The 21,385-nt window shown below is 44.9% G+C and carries 10 protein-coding genes; 6 read left to right on the top strand and 4 right to left on the bottom strand.

The window, feature by feature from the left end; translation table 11 throughout:
* The first annotated feature begins 205 nt into the window (after window positions 1-205).
* The 5 genes from CCS41_RS02105 (at window position 206) to CCS41_RS02085 (ending at window position 8,235) form a co-directional block, all read left to right on the top strand.
* Entirely contained in the window at window positions 206-3,046 is a 2,841-nt protein-coding gene (locus CCS41_RS02105; RefSeq protein WP_119797122.1) for a C80 family cysteine peptidase, read from the top strand.
* 56 nt (window positions 3,047-3,102) lie between these two features.
* Complete coding sequence (locus tag CCS41_RS02100; RefSeq protein ID WP_119797121.1) at window positions 3,103-5,199, top strand: hypothetical protein; 2,097 nt, start codon at window positions 3,103-3,105, stop codon at window positions 5,197-5,199.
* A 71-nt stretch (window positions 5,200-5,270) separates the two neighbouring features.
* Window positions 5,271-6,305: an FG-GAP repeat domain-containing protein gene (locus CCS41_RS02095; protein ID WP_205411451.1), complete on the top strand. Its 1,035-nt coding sequence runs from the start codon at window positions 5,271-5,273 to the stop codon at window positions 6,303-6,305.
* Window positions 6,236-7,882: a hypothetical protein gene (locus CCS41_RS02090; protein ID WP_162859957.1), complete on the top strand. Its 1,647-nt coding sequence runs from the start codon at window positions 6,236-6,238 to the stop codon at window positions 7,880-7,882. Before CCS41_RS02095 ends, CCS41_RS02090 begins: the two co-directional genes overlap by 70 nt.
* Window positions 7,879-8,235 carry a hypothetical protein gene (locus CCS41_RS02085; RefSeq protein ID WP_119797118.1) on the top strand — a complete coding sequence of 119 codons (357 nt, stop codon included), beginning with the start codon at window positions 7,879-7,881 and terminating at the stop codon, window positions 8,233-8,235. The genes CCS41_RS02090 and CCS41_RS02085 overlap by 4 nt, the downstream gene beginning before the upstream one ends.
* Before the next feature lie 110 nt (window positions 8,236-8,345).
* On the opposite strand, the gene CCS41_RS02080 is transcribed toward CCS41_RS02085, so the two are convergent.
* From CCS41_RS02080 to CCS41_RS02065, 4 genes are all read right to left on the bottom strand, one after another.
* Entirely contained in the window at window positions 8,346-10,034 is a 1,689-nt protein-coding gene (locus CCS41_RS02080; protein WP_240313802.1) for a hypothetical protein, read from the bottom strand.
* A 5-nt stretch (window positions 10,035-10,039) separates the two neighbouring features.
* Window positions 10,040-11,719, bottom strand: coding sequence for a TcdA/TcdB catalytic glycosyltransferase domain-containing protein (locus tag CCS41_RS02075; RefSeq protein ID WP_162859956.1), 1,680 nt, complete (start codon window positions 11,717-11,719; stop codon window positions 10,040-10,042).
* A gap of 307 nt (window positions 11,720-12,026) precedes the next feature.
* Complete coding sequence (locus tag CCS41_RS02070) at window positions 12,027-13,229, bottom strand: MFS transporter (protein WP_119797115.1); 1,203 nt, start codon at window positions 13,227-13,229, stop codon at window positions 12,027-12,029.
* Between the two features lie 187 nt (window positions 13,230-13,416).
* The gene (locus CCS41_RS02065; protein WP_072550806.1) at window positions 13,417-14,178 is read right to left on the bottom strand and encodes a helix-turn-helix transcriptional regulator; all 762 of its coding nucleotides are present in this window, start codon (window positions 14,176-14,178) and stop codon (window positions 13,417-13,419) included.
* 374 nt (window positions 14,179-14,552) lie between these two features.
* Between CCS41_RS02065 and CCS41_RS02060 the strand changes: the two genes are divergently transcribed.
* Entirely contained in the window at window positions 14,553-21,341 is a 6,789-nt protein-coding gene (locus CCS41_RS02060; protein WP_119797114.1) for a Tc toxin subunit A-related protein, read from the top strand.
* Window positions 21,342-21,385 lie beyond the last annotated feature (44 nt).

Below are 21,385 nucleotides of genomic sequence, written 5' to 3'. Positions count from 1 at the left end.
GAAATCACAAAAACATACAGTAATTTATACTTTAGTTTATAAAAACATGAACTTTTATCATTAAATTAATAGTTAATAAGATAAAACAAAAATTTCTATTTCTGTTTTAAGTCAATAAAATTTAATCAAACTGCCTATCGATTTCAAAAATAAAATCAGAAATCGATGATACGGTCTTGATAGACATTTATTAAGGATAATATACATGCCACACACATCCATGTCCCGATACGAAGCCACTAACACAGCCCCCACACTCGTCACGACTCCCGTATCCTCTACCCCCATTAGCGGCTCGGCAGCGACACAAAGCAATTCACTGAGCGGCGCGCCAGGCCCAGCCAAACGCGATAACGTTGCTGGATGGCAGAGAAGGGATATTAGTGCTCTTTCTCGCGATGAACGCTCAAAATTTGATAGCATCCTCATTATACAATTGGAAGACAATGAACAAAGCCTAAGGGATGCCATCAATTTAGCCAGTAAACATCCTAAAAAGTCGGTGTTATTGCAGCTTGATGCAGAGGGGAACTCACGTTTAATACATGGTGATCTTATGCGGCTGACCGGTTATTCACGTTGGCATTTTGTCGGGCGTAGCCGTGGTGGTGAGGATGATCATAACCCTACTTCGTTAGCAGGCTATGATGCCTCAGGATTGTTAAGTGTAAAAAAGCAAGTTTCTCAAATACTAGGGGGGGCTGAACCGAATGAGATTGTGTTGATAGGATCTGCTCTGGCCAGCGATGATGAGAACCCAGAATTTGTCGATTATAGAACGCAATTTGCCGACTTGCTAAATCAGACGAACACCGGAGAACCTCGCACAGAACCCGTTGGAGTGGTAGCGTACACAACGACAGTGGACGTTGACGAGCAAGGCCGTCGGTTAACATTGGACGATGATGACCAATTCAAACCGGGTCTCATTGAAAATCGAGTGGTATCACGCGCTGCGCCCAAAGGGCTGACGTCAGTACAGTGGATGCAACTGATCCGGTGGATGCAAGAGAAATACCGCAATCGGGTGCAAAATCAACCTGGCAACGAAGGGCGCTACATGTCATCTGCCAGTGCAGAAGCCTACCTCAAACTCTATAACTTCCCTCCAGAAACCCGGTTGCGTGACTACGACATGCTGTTGGGGAATCCTGATTTTTTTATTTTTAACGGCCGCTTAATAGAACCGGGTCCAGTAGAAAGTCATGGTCACCATTCCATCACTCAGATCGACGCACAGGCGTTAGCAAGAAGCAACAGAGAAAGTGCCAAACAAGAACAGCCCGTCAATAATGAAGATATTAAGAAAAAATGGTTAATTTTTCCTAAAAAAGAACAACAAGCCATCGCTGTGCTACAAAGCTTGCATCCTGATAAAAATAATATTGAGATTGATGTATTGTGGAAAAGCTTCAATATGTCAGGTGAATTACGGCAACAGCTAGTGGATCATTTAATCACAGAAAACACTGTTCCTGAGTGGGCTGAGGCACATAAAAGCGCGTCAATGGACAGTAATAACACGCATCGCTTTGATCATATTCGTAGCGTTGTTGATCCGATGATCGCTCGCTTTCTAAGGAGTGACGATCAGACCATGAGTATGGGCAGTGAAACGAGACAAGCCCATTATTATGCTCCTGCTTTTCTCAATGACTATTTACGTTCAAGAGGATATCAAATCAATGATCGCGGTTATCCTTTCAGAAGAGATATTAGCGGGGTATTCCGGGGTACCCATATTACACCCTATGAAATAGTAGCCGATGAAAGATTACTCCCATTTCATGGTTCCCATCCCGATCGCACCGTGACTGAAATAGTCATGTGTGGCAGCGCCCTCTATCGGGTATCTCAAGAAAATTATACTTCTGGGAAGAGTGCCAACATTAGTCAGTACCACTATGATCGCCAGTCTGATCCTACTTATCGTGAATTCTCAGACTCAGATAGCGATGATGAAGATTACGATCATCCTATCGCTTCGAAAAGAATCCACAAAGAATACAGTCGCCCTTTACGTCGAGGTCAAACAAGTGGCTTTATCTATTGGATTGATACACGGGGTCTTGAAGTGGTATCAATGGTAGAGAGTTATATACTCGATCCTAAGGCCGTTGCAGACGGAGGGGGAGGGGACGCCGAATTGCATATTTCCGCTCCTTTTGATAAGGGTATCCCAGCCGATCGTATCTGGTTAATTGATACTGAAGGTAACCGGGCCCTCAATATTGCTGATCTTGGCGAGCATTTCCATAACGATCTTGTCGATTTAGAAGAAGAAACGTTACAAGGAGCGAGCAGAATACGCTACGATAGATTATTTGGTCGAGCAGAAGCCAAAGGCTTGAGAATACTGGATATTAGCAGTATGACAAGCGCATTACCGACGCAAAATAACTATAATTATGATTATCAATATTATAGTCCGGGCGCTCTTAACTCAGCAAAAGAGAGGACAGCACCACGACCCAAAAATATACCAGGTAGCTCCCTTGAATCCAGGGTTGTTGTCGATCCTGTTAGTAGGCCCGTGGACACTGTTGAACCCATGGAGTTTGGCAAGCGTGTTGGCCCAACGATGGACAGTGGTGAACCAATGGAGGTTGATGAAAGCGTTGACACACCAAGGGACAGCGGTGAACCGATGGAGGTTGATGAAAGCGCTAGCGTACCAGGAGACGACGTCGAACCGATGGATACTGATGAAAACGTTAGCTCACCCAGGAATAGTGTCGAACCGAGTCATCATGTTTACGAAATAGCCGTGGTACAGCAGGGAGATGCCGATGCCATCAGGGCAGTGGGCCAATGGCTCAGAAAAGATCCCATGCACCGATACCTTGTTGTCATGAATGGAGAACAGGCAGATATCTCTTCACCGAATGGCACTGCATTTCCAATGGAAGCGTCCGCGCAAGCCTGGCTTACATTAAATACTTCCCCGCGAACGTACAAGTACTCTTTGTCGGTGAAAAAAAAGGGGAGGCATCCCCCAACGTACTGTGGAATGATCAATCACTGCTTGACACCCGAGAAAGAATAAACCGTTTTATTAATAAAAATTTAACCGGCGTTAGTGCAACTCATCTCCAAATTAAATTGGGCCAAATTATTATCACCGATCTTGATGAAGACGGCTATGCGCCAGAATACCGTATCGATGTAGGAACTGATTACGTCGCGCAACTGGCCCCCGCTGCTGAAGGCCGGATGAATGTCACCGATCTTATTGCACAGCCTCGCATATCCATGCCGACGGGCCTACCCGGAGGAAATAGCGCCTATGCTGATCCCCTGTCTTCAATCCCGCTTCCTTCTCCCGTGGTGGATCGTACCGATCTCACTACCCGACTGCAGCGGGTTATCGCACTCATGGAGGCGCTGCACGCCAATACGTTAACCCTCGATACGCTGGATGCCCAGCAACGTCTTGACCTGGCCGATTTTTTCCCTGATGCCGACGGCGCCTTTGATGAAAGGAAGATCTCTGCCTTCACCACTGACGCGCGCCATTTTTCCCGCTGGCATAACGATGTAAAACAGCTGTTGCAATTACCGGATACCCATGCTCAGCTCGCTCACTTGACGGGTGAACACGCGTTGGCGCGCAGTCAAGAATGGAACAGGCAGCAAATCAGTGCTATCACGGCATGGAAAGGCGTTGAGGCCGAACAGGGCGTCAACGTGCAGCTCGCGCCACAGGCGTTATTTATCGAGGACAATAGCCGGTACGCACAGGCGGCGGCCACTGCCACAGGACTTGCCTGGTTGGATGCACAAACACAAGGCGGGCAGGCCAGTGAGCATTACCTGAAGGGCCTCAATACTTACGCCACGCTCAACGAGCTGCGCGCTCAGGATCCCCTTTCTGACAATGACGTCAAGCAAGTGCAACAATTCCGCCGGCTGTTCGAGGGGTTGCTCGCGACACCTGACGCGCATCCCTCGATTTTTGGCCGACAACCGTTGCCCGTGACGCACGCGGATATGACGCCCGGCCAGTATCTATTAAAAATCGATCAGCAAATCCTGGCGCTTTCTGTCAAAGAGAACGGCCACTTTACGCTTTATCACCCCAATGTAGGCGCGATGCACATCACGGGGGCGGATGTCAGTCAAAACCGACGGGTACTTGAGACGACCTTGCGTCACCACATGGCGCCCTCCACGGCAGTCACCTTGTACAAAGTCGATCTGACCGCCGCCCGTGCGCAATTCTCGGGGCTAAGGCAACTGCAGACGCTACTCGGCGAGTATAAACCCGAAGCACAACGCCTGGCCGCTGCCCCTGATATTACCCTGAGCGCGGTCCCGATAGCCGTCGTGGTACTCGATAAAATGGGGGCCCGCATCGACGGTAAGCCCTTTTCAGTCGATCATCTCCAACGCCTCTCACCACAACAGGTGGCGGAGCAACTGCGTTTTGATGCCCAAAAATTGGCGCGTTATCTGCACCAGGCTGATTACAGTACCGTTGAAGCACAACAGGCCGTGCGTTTCCTCCGGCAGCAAATACCGGCGGAAGGCAGTATGGAAAATCGCCTCATCGACAGCGGCAATCCCGCCGCAAAAGCCAGTGTGCTGGCGCAGCTGGATGCGATCCGACAGCAGGTGACCTTCAGGCCACAGCCGACGGCGGGCAGCCAGGCGACCAAGCTGGTGTTAGACATTGCACCAACACTGGGCGACACGCTAAAAAGCGTGCCGATAGCCGGCAGGGCGCGTCTGCAGCGCTTTACCAGCCGCGCGGGCGGCACCATGCAAGGCTACGGCTACCTGCGTTCATTGAGCGATCTAACCAAATATAACCGGCGACTGCAAAATCAATCCTTACCCCCCGCACAAAGAGAACAGCTGACACGAGAAAGGGATATGGCCCTGTTTGCACTGAGTTCCAACATGGCGATTGATCTCACCCAAGAGGGGCTCGGCATTTGGGGCAGTCGTCTGACCCAGATGGGCCTGCAGTCAGGCTTCAAACTGCAGTTGGCTCGCTTTGGCGGCCCGGCGCTCGGCGTCTTATCCAGCGGTTTTGACTTCTACCAGGCATTCCGTGCTTTCAGTCAGCTCGCCACCACCACCGATCCGACATTGCGCCAAGATTTGATCGTCGAAGGGTCTTTATCGCTCACCGGCGCGCTGGTAAGCATCGGCGTCCCCTTGCTTTTGCGCTTGGCGGCGCCGCCGCCGCGGTAGCCGGCCCGGTGGGATTGGCCTTCGGGGCAGCGCTGCTCTTAGCTGGCGGCATTTATTCGGCAGTCCGTGAAGTGGACGAGATCAAAAAAATCGTCAAATTAGACGGGTGGGAAACCTTTCAAGCTGGGGTATTGGCCTTTACCGGGCAAGATCAGACGCCGGAGGTGGAAAACCAGGTAACGGCCTACCAGCTAAAAGAGGAGGCAGAGGAAGCACTGACCGCCCGATTGGAACAGGCTGCTAAAACCGTATTACGGGCTAACATCAACATTGAGACCCTGTACCTCAGCCGAGGGGTCGTCAAGCTGAACCCCCTCCCTTATCGGCGGATCGTGGCGACAGACATCGCCAAGGGCGAGCACATCATACGTGACCGCATCCCCCCGACAGCAATACCGTCATCAGACGCCATGCAACAAGAGGCGGCCAGCTACGCCATGCGGTATAGCAGAGGAAACAGGGTATTGACCTTCCAACAAAGCGAAGGGAAAGCCGTCGTGAGACTGGAAGAATATTCACTAAACTACTACCTGCCTTACGCGGAGGGGGTCGACGAGGTCGTTGATCTGAATGATGAGGACGCGCGTCTGCCCGCGACCGTGCTAAAAAAACCCTTTATCGGCGCGGACCAGCCGGTAGGGTCCTTTGTTGCGACGGCCGATCACCCCTTGCCCACGGTGAGCTTGAATCCCTTACAAAATGATACGCGCGCAATCAGTATCGATATTGACCATGATGGTCACCGTGAGCTCGCCTTTTATTCTATTGATGGGTTCTATTTCCTAAAATCTGATGGGAAAGGCGGTTATGGGACTCAACAGCGTATCGATAGCATCGTGCCGCTGATCTGGCCGACAATAAGAACGACGGTCGGGGATATCAACGGGGATGGATGGGACGATATGGTGGCCGTCGGCGACAGTAGCGACCCGGTACAGATTTTTTTAGCCCATAAAAACGGGGCCTTTGCCCGTCGCGAGCAATCAAACGGCCTGCAGCGGTCATTTTTAAGTGACGCCCCCCGGTGTTACTGGACGTGGATAAAGACGGCCGGGCGGATTTTGTGTCATTTACACGAGACGTTAGCCGCGACAGCAGCGGGCTAGGCCATGTCAACATCAGTTATGGCAAACCCGTGAAGGCCGACGATGCGCTGGCCGCCGCCGCCGGTATTTTTGAACCCGCGCAGTCAATGGCGCTTTCCACGTTATACCCCGCGTCCGTCCCCGCGTCTGTGGCGGCCTATCTTCATCGTGTGGTCGGCGATATTGATGGCGATGGTGATGACGATATTGTTTCCATCACCAAAACAGGGGACCTCTACACGCTCTTGAGCAGCGGCAATCGCCAGATGCCTTTTATCGCCAAAGCAGTACAACATCATGACGGGATAAAACAGCTGTTCACGCCAGAGAAATTCAATAATGCGCAAATACAGCTGCATGATATGAATGGCGACCACCGCGCCGATTTAGTGGTGATCCAAGACGATGGAAGCTACACCATTGCAGAGGGACAAGCCGATGGCACCTTTGGCCCGGCGAAGGCGGCAAGTCGCCAGAACCGCTTCGCGCCCCGTGGCGCCAGTCAAATCGTGAACATTATTGACGAAAACGGCGAAAAATTCTTAGTGTCCCTCCGTCCCACCGGCGAGGCAGTCCGAGCCCCTTTTCGCCGACCCTCGGAGGCCGACTCCATCAACAAGGTGAATATGGGCGAGGGTAATGACAGAGTCCTGGGCAGGCGGGACAGAAAAAATGACTTCGACATCGGCGGCGGCACCAAACAGTTTACTGGGGGCAGCCAGGCAGACAGTTTTCGACTTTTGGGTCAAGCGGCGCCGACCACCCCGCACGTCCTGGATGGCGGGCAGGGTGCGGGGAGCGATCGTGACCAGGGAGATACGGTGATCGCCTCGCGCCAACCAATGAATGGCAAGAGCACCCTGCTGGCGCTCGATATTGGCCTCGCCGCGTATTACCGTGAGGGGCAGCGCCAGGATGTGATTGATCGGTTAGCCCGGATTGCGCAATTAACGGGGCAGGCGCGAGAAGAGGCGATAACGCAGCTAAACGCGTTGGCGCATGTTAAGACACTGGCTCGGTTAAGCCACATTGAACATGCCTACGGACAGAGTGACGTGTCTGTCTTACTGACAGGAGACGCGGGTAACAATACCCTCGGTTTAGGGCGCGGGTATGCAGCCGGAGGAAAAGGAACAGACAGCTACCATATCCTTCGCAATCAGAGCGCAACACGCGCACAGATAACGTTAAAAGAGCAGGTGGAGCCGCAGGCACACAGCAACGTGCTCCTGGATTATGACGCAGAAGACATCGCCAGTATTCGGCTGGCCGGCGAAGAGGTGTGGCTGCAACTGCGGGGCGATAACGGGGCCCACACTGAGCTAAGGTTAGAAAACATGTACCGTCTGCACGCAGACGGTCAGCAAAAAAGCCTGCAACACGCCTATGTCCTCCATACCCGTGATGGCCTGCGCATCACCGGATGGCCACAAACGCTCAGACGCGCCGCCGACGGGCATTGGCCATCCCTGACCCCGTTAACCGCGCACTACATTCCCGAGCATGACCAAAGCCGACAAGCGTTTCTGCGTGCGGCCCGACCGGAGGACATCCAGGTTGAATTCATCACCCCAGCCGTGAGGGTGAAAAACAAGTGAAAGTCACCATCAAGGGAAAACCGGTCAGCCGTCATGAAAATAATAGCCCGACCCGGGTGCCTCATTTTTTACAACTGGCGCAGGTAGGGACGAAATTTAGCACCCACCTGCAAGGAGACAAACGAAATAACACCTTGTCAACCACGCCTCTGCCGGGAGACGAGGAAAATAATCGCTTATGGCACCAACATGGCAAAGATACACTCAAGGGTAAAGGGGGGCAGACAGGTATCATATCCAGGCTGGCGCCCGTAATGTCGAGATTGATAACCAAGATAATGGCAGCGAAAACGGCGGATACATCGCCCAAGATGTCGTGCTACTGCCGTGGTCGTTCGAAAACATGCGGATAGAAAAACAGGATAACAACGATGTGGTGCTGAGCCACGCGAGCACCCCGAGTTCGTATCCGACTGTCCGTATCAAACACTTTATGAAACATGCAGAGTACCGTCATCTTTGGTTACAAGATAACTGTTGTGCTGAAAAAGGGATTTGGATAGAGGCGTCCATTGACTCGCTGGTAGCATTTAATGAGGCGTTCATGTTGCTGTTCCAAATAACGCCTCATTTCAGCAAAAATAGTATTATCGGTTGTAAGCTGTATTTTTTGCATTTTATCTTGGTGAAGATAATACATCTCATACTGCTGAATTTCTTTGTTGTAGGTGAGGGTTGACAACAAGCACCCCCATTTATTCGTCTCCAAATGGTTTTGAGTCAATAAATTTCGATTTGCGCTAACCAATGCATCACAGTGATCGATAACCATTCGGTATGAATGAGCACTCAATGTATTGGCGTAATACACCTGTGCTTTGATGAGGTAACGCGGGCTGGTATATTTTCTTTTCAATTTGCTATTATTAATAGTCGCCTGTTCTGACTGGCGTGTGAGTTCAGAATGATAATAAAGTGACGTGTTTCCTTCTCCCTTACTTAATTTTTTTAGATTTTGCTCTATATTATCAATGCTGGTTTTCATTTTTTTCAGAGAAGTCTCGGGATCATCGTTGTAGGCTAGGCTTTCTTTGATTGTTTCACCGAAATGCTGCTCAACTTGGCCTAAATAAATACTTCTAATCGGTGCTTTGTCGCGTTTATCACGCTCAATAATGCCAGCACTGGCGGGATCACTGAGATTGAGACTGAATAAATCAAAATCATCATGCAAATACCGTTCTTTCAAACGCAGGAAAGCGGTTTGCGGCTGGGTAAATAGTTTCTCCATCAGCAATTTTAATTCTTTTGTCCCACCCCACAGGTCAAGTTCATTCAACCAATGAATATAATCATGATATTGTTCAGTTTGCCGTAAAATATGCTGCAGTGCAGTCATATCCGGCCTATTCGCGTTGATAATAATTCGATGTGGCGCGACCTCTTCACACATTCCCGCTATCAATGCCATGATATCAGCCACCATCAGAACGGGGCCTTTCTTTATATTTTCCACAATCTGGCGGGCGATTTTTACATTAATGGCGCCACTGAGTTTTGTTTGGTAGCCGTCGAAGACATCATCTACGCCAAAACGACCGTTATAAGAGGTTTTTAGTAATCTCGTGCGCGCAGAAGCCTCCTTTAGCAAACCGATACGCGTCTTCACTATTTCTCCATCCTCTCCCTGAGTAAAAATAATTTTTCGGTTACTCTCTTTGACTAATGTCCAATCAACCTGCCATTGCTCTTCCGGTATCTGAGGATTTTTTATTAGCCCAGTCCATGTGCGTCCTAATGCATCGATTAGCACTAATTTTTCGCGCACACTGATACTCCCAACGGAGATTTTTTCAATGGAAAAAGCACGATAAATATTTTCTATAAAATTTTCGTCTTGAATCGGACGGTTCATGACTACGTTAGCCGGTGTGGCTTCATTGATATAACAGGCTGCTATTGACACTCTATCGATTTTTTGGAAGTCGCCTGTAGTATCTTTTTGTAATAACCCGCGAGTGATCAGCAACTGAACGATTTTTTCACCTCCCATTGCCTTCATAAAAATACCATGGCTTATAAAAATAATGCGGGTTTTACCGTGAAAGACAAAATCAGGGGCAGCATTTACGATAGCCAAGGTATTTGTTTGTGCCTGATAACAATAATGGGCAGTACGATCAGCATTTTTGTTATAGAGGAAACGCGCCATTTGACTCACCTCCTCATCATCCTGCAATTGTATAATATACTGACTGTCGTATTGGCTATTTTGGCGAAACAAATCACAGGGAAACCTTCCCCGCGTTCACGCAAACGTGACAGATAAGCCTCTTCGGTGGAAAAAAAAGCACGGCGAAAAGGGGGAATCGTTTTATGCAGTGAGGGCTGTATCCTATTATCAGCTACCACACCCGCTTCTTTCATCAATAGGGTATAGGCATGACGGTAAGGTGCTAGCCGGTTGGGAATGTCAGCACTATACGGACCCCCTTCGCGATAAGCGAATAATGATCGACTATCGGGGAACAGCTTATTTGTCTGTAAATCTTCAGCAATTTTTCGGTTGATCTCACGTGGAATGGGTTGATCAGGATCTAGTCCATCAATGTTATGCCTACGCATTACTTTATGTATTTGTGCAATATAGATTAAAATTTGATCAATAAATTCACTGCCTTTTGCAGCAACAATCGCTTTATTATTATCCCCGCTATAGCTACATGCAAAATAAGGGTCCACGGCCAATCGGCCAAGGGGTGAAAAAAGGCTCTGTCCGCTATCTAGTGCACTTATCACGACATTTTTAATGTATTGTCTGGCTGATTCATCAATAATTTGCAGAGGATTAGGGTAGTCTCCCCGATTTGTATTCTTAATAACGGCAGCACGTCCTGGCATCGATCCTCGGTGCGTCAATTCATCTAACACCACTTGCATAATGACTTCTGGACTGTATTGATGGGCCGTATTGCTGGAATGGGTTGCGATCAATCGAGAAAAAATAATTTCATTCAAACAGGGCAATAAGTCGGTATCAAGGTAAAGGCCCCCCTGATCTTTGAGTATCAGCAATCGGCTAACATCCAGCGCCGTGACCGGATTACCTCTTAACACCAGTTCCTTAAGATATAGAAAATAGCCTGGCAAATAGTTCAGAGAGTGAAAATCGATAAAGGTGACGTTATCAGGGTGACGGGTTGTCTGTTTTAATTGCTGAATGGCTGAGTTAAAGCGCTCAGTATGGGTTTGGCGAATTTCAGCCAATTCTCCCGGTTTTGCTAACCCTTCTTCTTCTAAAAAGATTATCACAGCCTGATCAAAACAAAATTTTTTGTTTCCGTCCTGTGCGGGATCATTGTGTAACATCGTGTTGATGATGCTGTTACAAGCTTTATTTTGCCACATAATCAGTTCTGATCTAAAGGCTTGCTTGCTTGTATATTTTCCGTTACGGGCATGGCGAACGGCCACTTCTTCTATACGTGTGGAAAGTTCTTCTGCTAATAAGGTGGTGGAGTCTGTCCAAATGTTTATTGTATTATTTTCGGCGTTTTCCTGTATCCAAAGATTAATATAGTCTAACTGAATCGCTTCAAACCCAATTAGGGACATAAAATGTATTTTCGGTGGTACTGTTTCAGATAAAACAGCGATATGTTGTTTAATAATGTTAAGTAGCTTACTTTTGTAAAAAGGGTAATAATTACATTTCACCGCCCAATAAAGTATGCGGCTTAACGCTTCCATTTCATATTTTGGTAGGACCTCCCTCTTACTCATCACGGTATATTCTACCAAGGCGGCGATCAACTCGTTTTCATCGGGTTTAGTTAAAATAAAAAAATTCTGTGAAAGAAAATTATCTATTTCTTTGGCAAGTTCTAGATTTGGCATAATATACATCATCCTTGATTAAACATTAGACGTCTTGCAAAACCTGCTACGTGCCGCAAATTCTACGTTATCGGGTGCCCGCAATCCTCATGTACTCTATGCACCGCACAGTGACTGTGCGACGGGCGCCTTGAGTTCGCATAACGAATACGGTTTTGCAAGAAGTCTATTATTTTTTAAATGCGGGATATCAATGAGTACAGCGAAATGATGAATAGATAAAAAAATGCAACATTGTGCGAACGATATAAACCAGTTTTGTGCAAACGTCAAGGCTATACCCGTCTTATTATTTTTAATATCAATACTATTTGGTACAGCATGTGGATTTTCGGATTGCAGGAATGTATCCCGCCACGACAAATGCCACCCCTGACGCAGCAACATAAATCCCTGGGAAGAGTCCACCAAAGGGTATCAATAGCGCGATAATAAGAGGAGATAAACCACCAAAAACCGACAAAGCCGCGTTGTATCCTAGGCCCAAGATCGCTGTTTTATTTGCGCTTTTTTCAAACAGCACCGCAGCCAGATTGCTAAGGATCAGTGCTGCAATCAGGGTTAACGCCAATTGAGCGATAATGACCAGCACAACACTCTTGCTGGCTAGCAGCAGATACAGAGGGGCAGCGGCTATCAGTAACGCATAGATACCAAGGCGAAAGATTTTTTGCGGCGTACTGTATTTATCCGTTAACCAGCCGATAAATAGCACAAAGACCAACAACAGGCTACTGGAAAGTAATGGATAAAGTGTCTGCAGCGTCCCGTTATCCAGCGCTCTCTTGGAGAGAGTACTCGCTAAATTTTGCACGTAGAACACCACAGCACCGGGAATAACGATAAGAAAAATCTTCAAAACAGCTAAAAGCGTTATCCCTTGATTTTTGATGACACAGGGTGATATTTCTTTCAATTTTTGGCGAAAATAGAAGCTGATTGCAATATTTACCAATGCAATCAGCAGAGGAATACGCCAGCCAATCTGTTGCATCTCCTCGGGACTTAATAGATTGTTTATAAAATAGACAATCAGTAATGACATCAAGACACCAACAAGAGAACTGGCTACGATCATACTGCTGATTTTCGCTCGCTGTTTCTGTTCTGATTCACTGAGCAGATAGTGGATGATGGTCGGATATTCCCCACCAAAACTGAAGGCTTGCAGCATTTGTAAAATTAAAAAGAGCAACGGAGCGGCAGCACCTAATTTAGAAATAGGTAACACCGCCATAGTTAATGTAGACAGCCCAATAACTGTACTGGTGAGGATCAGTGCCGCCTTACGTCCATAATGATCTGCATACAAACCGATAATATAACCGCCTAACGGTCGGATCAGAAAACGTAAGGCAAAAATCCCCCAAACAATATAGGTTGAATTCCCCATCCCCGCTTGTTGGAATTCCACTGTGATATAACCAGAAATCGCGGCAAAGAGAGCAATATCATAGAATTCACACGCGTTTCCTGCCACCACACCAAGGCGTTGTTTCCATGTCAACATATTTTTATCCTCATCATTCCACGTAACGCAAGATCTATACCCAATGAATTTCGAGTTACAGCAAGGCGGCAATCAATCGAATCCCAGGAGTGTACAAGTAGTACATGACTGGGATGAGTGCGAGCAGCCAACGTCGCCGTAACTTGAAAGGCGAAGGGTATAGGTTACAAGAGATGTCGAACGGGTTCTAATAAGAGATAATATAAGTACCCAGACATGCGGCTATTATCCCATATTTTTTGAGTGTGGTAAAAACTCTGGAAAGGGGCATATTGGCACATCCTATTTTCTCTTTAATACGTATTATCCGATTTTTCTCCGCCGTTGCTGAGCAACAATGGAGCCAGGCTATTTCTTTAATCGATTTTAATTCCAGCAGGTAACGTATTGTTTCTAGTTCCAGCTCAGAGAGAGAGATATCGCCAAATTTAAATTTTTTATAATTTATATCCCTGCCAGCTGTCTGATGTGCTAACGGACTGTCTATGTGCGCACGTAATGGCAGAGCAATATTATCACCATCAATCCCTCTGATTTTTCTTGTTGCGTAGTGACTAATAGCGGATTTTACTTTGTTTAAGTAGAAAAGATCTGGCAACAGCATATCCGTTCTGAAACTTACGGAAAATAACTCAAATCTACCTTTGTCGTAGCAAGTCATATCTATTTTTTTTATGCCATTTTCTAATTTTTTTAACGTATTGCCATGCTCGCTGGAATAGGCACCCCAATAACTCATTGTGTGTTTTAAGCGTTCATTAAGATGCCTATCCAAATCACTGTCCCAATATTGCAAATGCCAAATATAATTGCTGGGCAGTGCATGAACACAACGGTTTACTGTATCAATACAGGTATAAGTTACTTCATGATAAGTACGAAAAAGAGACAAAAATTCTTTTTTAAATTCATAGGAATGGCGCTCCAATATTTTATTTTCTACATTCATTTTGTATTTTGTTCATAGTTATACATGCTTTGAATATATTAATTGTAGCAGAATCAACCATTCTGTCCCGTCAAGACGATAAATCAAGACAAAACAAGCGAGCTAATGATCATCCGATAACAGCCACCCTTTACCTGATGGCCGTGCAGTAAATGCCTGAAAAAAATTTTCCTCTCCGAGAAAAAAATCATTCCTGCGCGACGCAGAAATTGTATTAATGTGATAGGTAGTGCCACCTAGCTGTTAATAACACAGCGATTAATAATGGCTAGGTAGCACTCATCACTCTTTTTCGCCTGGTTTTAACTTGCTATTTGCTGAGACTTACAGCAGATGTTAAGCAGGCTATACAACAAAAATATAACAAGGATCTTATGAGTATCAGTGAATCTCTAGCAAAACTTAAATTTTATTCATTAAATGAAGTGGCACAAATCTCATTTAATGATTTTTTAGAAAAAACAAAGTTTTACTCCTTAGAAGAAAAAAACGCTCAAGTGCTTTATAACACAGCACTTGAAGAACAGAGTCAACAAAGAAACGCATTGACGCGTGCTAATCCGATGCTAAAGAACATTCCTAATATTATTTATACAGATGTATCACCACAGCATGAATATAACGAAAATTTTACTACCATCAAACATGATTATGCTGTTGCTGATACTCCCGCTTCCATGTTTTCAGTTTTCGCTTATCTGGCTGAATTATACCGTGAGGCATATGGACTACATGCTAAGCACTCACCCTACCATTTAGATAAGCGGCGGGCAGATTTAAAAACATTAGCGCTTAGTCAGGATAATAGGGATCAGGAAGTGAGCACCCTAACGCTTTCTAATGACATTTTATTGCAATACGTAAAAGAAAAAATGAAAGAAAAGGGCAGTACGCTTGATAGGAAAAATAAAAATGATATATATCGATTCCTCTATGAGAGAAAAATTTATACTAACGGTAATGTAAATCTTAATTACTATTTTAACTATCATTATGAAGTGATTGAATGGGCACTTAAAGCGCAAGGAACAACGGTCAGTCGCTTATTGGACAACCCTTTTTTCGCGAAAAGAATGATAAAAAGTCATCTAAATCCTTTATTACAAGCAAAAAATGATTTCCTTTTTTACCAGATAGTGACTACGCCTAAAAAAACAAAATATTATTATAAATTGACTGGTTTATCTTCAGAAATAATTGACGCTATCATTGATCCTGTATCTCAACATGAACAGTCAGATTTTGAAAAAGTAGAAAAAATAACCAGAATAAAAAACTACCAGGCGCGTTATCACATACCGGAAGAGCAGGCGTTTATTTTAGATAATAACACCATATTAATAACAAAAAATAATAATCACCAATCACCGAGTCAATTTGACCAATTATTTAATTCTCCACCCCTAAAGGGGGTTCGTTATGAACTCACAGGCGCACAAAAACGTACTCATGCGCCCTTAGAGGCCCAAGAATCGGCGGTATTAAGACAGGCATTGGCTGTCGATGAGAGAGAGCTGAGCATCATGTGCGAAATGCTGACTGATGCTGTCGTCTCTCAAATAACCTACCTGTCTGCGTTATATCGTATTCGGTTACTTGCGCGTATTCACGGACTCACTATTTCCGAACTCGCTATGCTGTTAAGAATGTTAGTCAATCCATCAAAGAGCCTAACCCTTTTTCCTATCGATATGAGCGATGATCAGTGCGCTGAGTTGATAGACAAACTCTATCAGCGCACTTATTGGCTGTGTGAGCAAGGATGGCGGGTTGATGAATTGTATGACATGACCACCACAGAATATAACGGTGTAAAGACGCTTGAAATCGAAACCTTAATTCAGACCGTCGCCATGGGTTTGAGTTCAGCACTTGCCCAGGAAAACCCTGAAACAACCATACAGGTATCAGAACAGATCGCCCCTTTTTTCCTCTCTTCATTGGCTTTGCCTTCGATAACAGTGGCTAATTTTTTACTGGCTTGGCTTGATAAATTAATTCCACACGCCAATCCAAGCAGTCTGATTATTAATGTCAATACATTTAGAAATGAAATAATAAAATGGAATCGAGATCATCTAGAAATCAATGAAAAAATGATCATTTTTTGTCAACGTTTACAACAGTTAGCACACATTTATCACCGTTTACAACTCAGTGAACCCGAATTATCGCTACTAGTCGAACAGCCTCATTTATTAGACGCTTCTCTCACATTAATCGGGCACAGCATCGCACATCTTGAATTATTAACCCGTATCCATAGCCAAATAATCTCACTCGGTGATCAGGTTCCTCAGGTGCTAATAGCCCTAAAGCAGCGCAATCTGACGGCGGCCATTTTGGCACCCATGATACAAATGGACAAAGAAACGCTACAACAGGCGGCTAAACAGGTCGATATTCAGCGAGCAGAAAGGGCAGAGAGAGAGGTTTCTCTTCTCGATCAAACGCTAGGAGCAGTAGAATCTACAAAAACAGAAGCGAAAAAATTAGCCGCCGATCTTCGGAAGATTGCGGATTCCCATGAGGATATGCGCTTCTCTGACTTTTCCAGCATCACAAATACGCTGGAATGGTTAACTATGGCACAAGAACTTGGTATTAAAACTGACGATTTACGCAAGCTACTCAGGTTATCAAATGTAGCATACTTTGCGGATTATCCGGATTGGCAAGCCGTCTCAACAGCGTTGCTCGCCGGGCAGGATGCGCAACAGAGCAGGAAGATCGCGCTTGAGCTTGATAAAATAGTCAGCAGAGGATTGAGTCATTACTATGTTGCTTCCCATGGAAGCCAAACTACACCACCCGTCATAACGCGCGACCAGGTTTACCAACATTTATTGATTGATAACCAGGTTTCAACCGAAGTGAAAACCAGCAAGATAGCAGCGGCCATTGCGGCTCTCCAGCTTTATATTAGCCGCGTCTTACAGCGTAAAGAAGAGGAAGGCTTAAATACAGATGTGTTGAATAAACCTTTCTTTCAAAATTGGGAGAATGGTAACGGTCGTTATAGCACTTGGGCTGCCGCGGCCAAGCTTCGTTATCAGCCGGAAAATTATATTGACCCACTACAGCGCCTTGAGCAGAGCCAAATGATGGATAACTTTCAGCAAGCGATTAGTGATGCTCAGCTGAATAATGAAATGATAGAACAGGCATTTAAAGCGTATCTAACAGAGTTTGAACAGATTGCTAATTTGTCGATTATCAGCGCTTATCACGATAGTGTTAGGAGTAATGAGGGATTGACTTATTTTGTCGGTGAAAATCCTAACGAAAAAGGGGCCTATTATTGGCGGCGTATTGATCAAAAACAATTTAGTCAGGGGAAATTCTTTGTTGGTGCCTGGAGTCAATGGAAAAAAATTGATTGTGCCGCTAATCCGGTTGCTAAATTGATCCGGCCTGTGATCTATCAATCTCGTCTTTATCTGGTATGGATAGAAGATCAATGGGAAATGGCAGCAGATAATACTGATATCAGAAAACAGATAAAAATCAATAAACAAAAATTAAAAATCGCGTATCTTAATTATAATGGTAACTGGAGTTCAACGTTTTCATTCAATATTTTGGAAGAAAAACGGATTAAGAATTTAGGATTATCTTGTACAGAAGATAATGAAAAAAACATCATCGCAGTTTATCTTTATGAAAAACAGGACAGTCATTATAGTTTAACACCTGAGCATACAGTGGGTTATGCTATTTCTGAGAACATGATCTGTCATGTCATGTCTCATGAATCACTTATAGAATATTTTCCTCATGTAAAAAATGAATTTGATGTGCTTAATCAAAAGAATAAAAAAGTAAGTTATCCCTATCCTGGATTATACAACTATAGCATCACAGATAATCAAGATGAACTGATCAGTGGCCGTCTAAAACTGTCCAATGATATCGGGATAATAGACAGTATAGAATCTGAAAGAAATTTATTCGTAACATGTGAAAGTCATAAAAAAAATTATTTGAAATTATTTATCAAACCACGTTTGCAATTTGCACATAATTATTTTTCTGGTTATGAGGAATCGCAACATACGCTCATTGGGCTTATGGAAAAAATGGGGGAAGTTGGCCATGACAACTATATTTTTTATAAAATAGAAAATAAAAAGAAGCATCAGTCTGGCACCAAAATAACACTTGTCATCTGTCCGAATAAATGTACAGTTGGCATTTTTAATCCTTACTCCAGTCCCGACCCAACGAAAAATATTAAGTTGTATTTTTATGGCAGAGAAAACCCACTCTTCGAACCGATAATAATAAAACGCGGAAAAAATATTTTTCATATCTCTGAATTCAAATATCAATCTGAACGCCCGATACAATTTCAAACACCACAAAATGACATTATGAAATTTAATGAATGTGTTGAAATTAAACTGGCAGAAGAAAATATAGAATTTGATAATATTTTTTTTGAAACGAACTTTATTAAATCATCCAAAGAAATCAAACCCACTATTACCGATTTTTTTATATCGATGGGAAATCATCATAAGGAAAAAACTGACAATTTTTTTTCCGAGCTAGACAGCGATAGAATCGTCTTCGAATCCGATGAAATTGAATATATTATCGAAAATGCCCTGTTTTCTAGCGATATTTTTACAACCACCATCAGTATGAATTTTCATAAAGGTGCAGTGATAACCACCAAGGAATGGGCAATTAAAATTAAGCGCACACATAAAGCGGACACGTCGAGACTAAAAATTAATAACGATGCTGGTATACAATATTTGATATTGAATGAGGCTTACCGAGAACCCCTGAATACGAAATTTGCTAAAAAACTTGTCTCTCTGTCCACGCGAGGCATCGATGCGATATTAAATTTAGAAACACAAAAACAGGAGGAGATTTCCAGTAAAGCACAGAGGGATTTCCACGGTGCTAACGCTATCTATTTTTGGGAACTGTTCTACTACGTCCCTATGATGGTGATGAAACGTTTATTACAGGAACAACATTTTTCCCAGGCCAGTCGCTGGTTAAAATACGTCTATAATCCCGCTGGCTATGCCGAGGCACCGACTGATACTGGTGCATTGAGGCGTTGGAACGTGCTTCCCTTACACGTCGACGAAAAGAAGAATAATTTAGAAAGCAGTGGTGGCAGAGATCCCGATGCCATCGCTCAGGCGGAACCTATTCATTATCGTATTGCGACTCTCATGCTTTATCTCGATTTATTGCTTGAACGCGGTGATCATGCTTACCGTCAATTAGAGAGAGACAGCTTGGTAGAAGCGAAAATGTGGTATATGCAAGCACTGGATTTATTAGGTGAAAAGCCGGTGCTTAAAGCGTTTATTTGGAATGAGGAAACCACGCTCAAGCAGGCAAGTCTGGTCACTGACACAGAAGAAGATTATTCCTTACCACAGGGAGCATCATTAACAGTGATACCAGGAGAACAACTGTTTTTACCAGAAGAAAATACCAAATTCAGACGCTATTGGCGTATTTTTGAACATCGCTTATACAACCTACGTCACAATCTGACCCTCGATGGCGCACAGTTGTCACTGCCTTTCTACGCAACGCCACCGGATCCACGCACGTTGCACTCAGCAAGTCTTTCCTCTTTACAAGGTATTGTGAGTTTACCCACGCAGAGTGTTGAGCGGCCGATGTTACAACGTTTTCCACAGATGCTCGATCACGCCCGGGAAATGGTATTACAGCTGATGCAATTTGGCTCCACCCTACTGAACGTTATCGAGCGTAAAGATGCAGAAGCGTTAAACGAGCTATTACAGACTCAGGCTCTGGCACTGATGACGACCAGCATCCAGTTACAAGATAAAACCCGAGAAGAATTGCAACAGGACTTGACCGCACTGAACCTCAGTGTAGCCGGGGCCACTGCCCGCTATAAACATTATGATGAGTTGTATGAAGAAAACATCAATCCTGGTGAGCAAAGTGTAATGGATTTATCTGCCGATGCGTCATCAGTGATGACAGTCGCACAAGGGTTCAATACGACTGCGGCGGTGCTAGACATGGCACCTAATCTTTTTGGTGCCTCGAATGGGGGTTGCAAATGGGATGGATTAGCCAGAGGTATGGTGCTGAGCGCTGAAATTGTTGCCGCTAGATTGAGGGTAGCTGCCGATAAAACCTCACAATTTGAGATGTATTGTCGCCGTCGTGAAGAATGGGATCTCCAACGCAAGAGTGCGCAATCAGAAATTGATCAGCTAACCGCACAGATTAATGGGACGGAGATCCGTATACAGTCAGCGGATAAACAGAAAGAATATTTGGAGGCCCAACAGAAACAGATTCAGGAGCAGTTACTATTTCTACAAAGTAAATTCAGTAATCAAAAACTTTATCATTGGTTACGCGGTCAGTTAACGGCAATCTATAAAGGGTTCTATGACCAAACCCTCTCGCGTTGTCAGATGTCAGAGCGCGCTTGGTTGTGGGAAACCGCTCAAGAACCACAAAATTTTATCCCCGCAGGTGCCTGGCAAGGTATTTATGCGGGGCTACTCAGTGGTGAAATATTGATGTTGAACTTGACTCAAATGGAAACCGCGTATTTACAGTGGGACAACAGAGCGTTGGAAGTGGAACGAACTGTTTCTTTAGCGCAAGTGTATAACCAGCAAGCTTTGGGTGAAAATAAATTTGATTTGGCAAAAGAGATCAAAGAATTGATTACCAACCCGGAAACTAAAACGCGAGGTAAAGACCAAAATACATTGCAAATTAATGGCAAGACCTTGTCTGCGTCAGTCAATATCCACGGGCTACAAATCAGCAAAGATTATCCTGTCGCCCTGTTACCAGGTAAAGGCCTGAAGAAACGCCTTATCAAGCAAATCAGCGTCAGTTTGCCGATGCTGCTAGGCGCTTATCAGGATGTTCAGGTTACGTTAAGTTACCAAGGTTCGTGCCAGTTGCCAAAGGGCTGTACCGCCATCGCAGTCTCACGAGGCATCAATGACCACGGTCAGTTTCAATTGAATTTCAATGACGAAAAATACCTCCCATTTGAAGGTATCGATATCGAAGATCCTGGCGCGCTAGTGCTTCGTTTCCCTAATGCGACCTCGAAACAAAAACAGCCATTGCAAAGTTTAAACGATATCATTTTGCATATTCGTTACATTATTTGTGATTAACGATTTTGTAAAAAGTCCAGGGTACAGAGCAAGTCTACATTCAA

Source organism: Candidatus Fukatsuia symbiotica (assembly GCF_003122425.1).
Taxonomy (GTDB): domain Bacteria; phylum Pseudomonadota; class Gammaproteobacteria; order Enterobacterales; family Enterobacteriaceae; genus Fukatsuia; species Fukatsuia symbiotica.
The sequence above is the reverse complement of the archived record's forward strand: the minus strand, read 5'-3'. Positions and strand labels throughout refer to the sequence as shown.

What these genes read in the sequence shown, in the direction of transcription:
- CCS41_RS02060 (WP_119797114.1), top strand. Translation starts at nt 14,553, where the DNA reads ATGAGTATCAGTGAATCTCTAGCAAAACTTAAATTTTATTCATTAAAT.
- CCS41_RS02080 (WP_240313802.1), bottom strand. Translation starts at nt 10,034, where the DNA reads ATGGCGCGTTTCCTCTATAACAAAAATGCTGATCGTACTGCCCATTAT.
- CCS41_RS02065 (WP_072550806.1), bottom strand. Translation starts at nt 14,178, where the DNA reads ATGAATGTAGAAAATAAAATATTGGAGCGCCATTCCTATGAATTTAAA.
- CCS41_RS02105 (WP_119797122.1), top strand. Translation starts at nt 206, where the DNA reads ATGCCACACACATCCATGTCCCGATACGAAGCCACTAACACAGCCCCC.
- CCS41_RS02075 (WP_162859956.1), bottom strand. Translation starts at nt 11,719, where the DNA reads ATGCCAAATCTAGAACTTGCCAAAGAAATAGATAATTTTCTTTCACAG.
- CCS41_RS02070 (WP_119797115.1), bottom strand. Translation starts at nt 13,229, where the DNA reads ATGTTGACATGGAAACAACGCCTTGGTGTGGTGGCAGGAAACGCGTGT.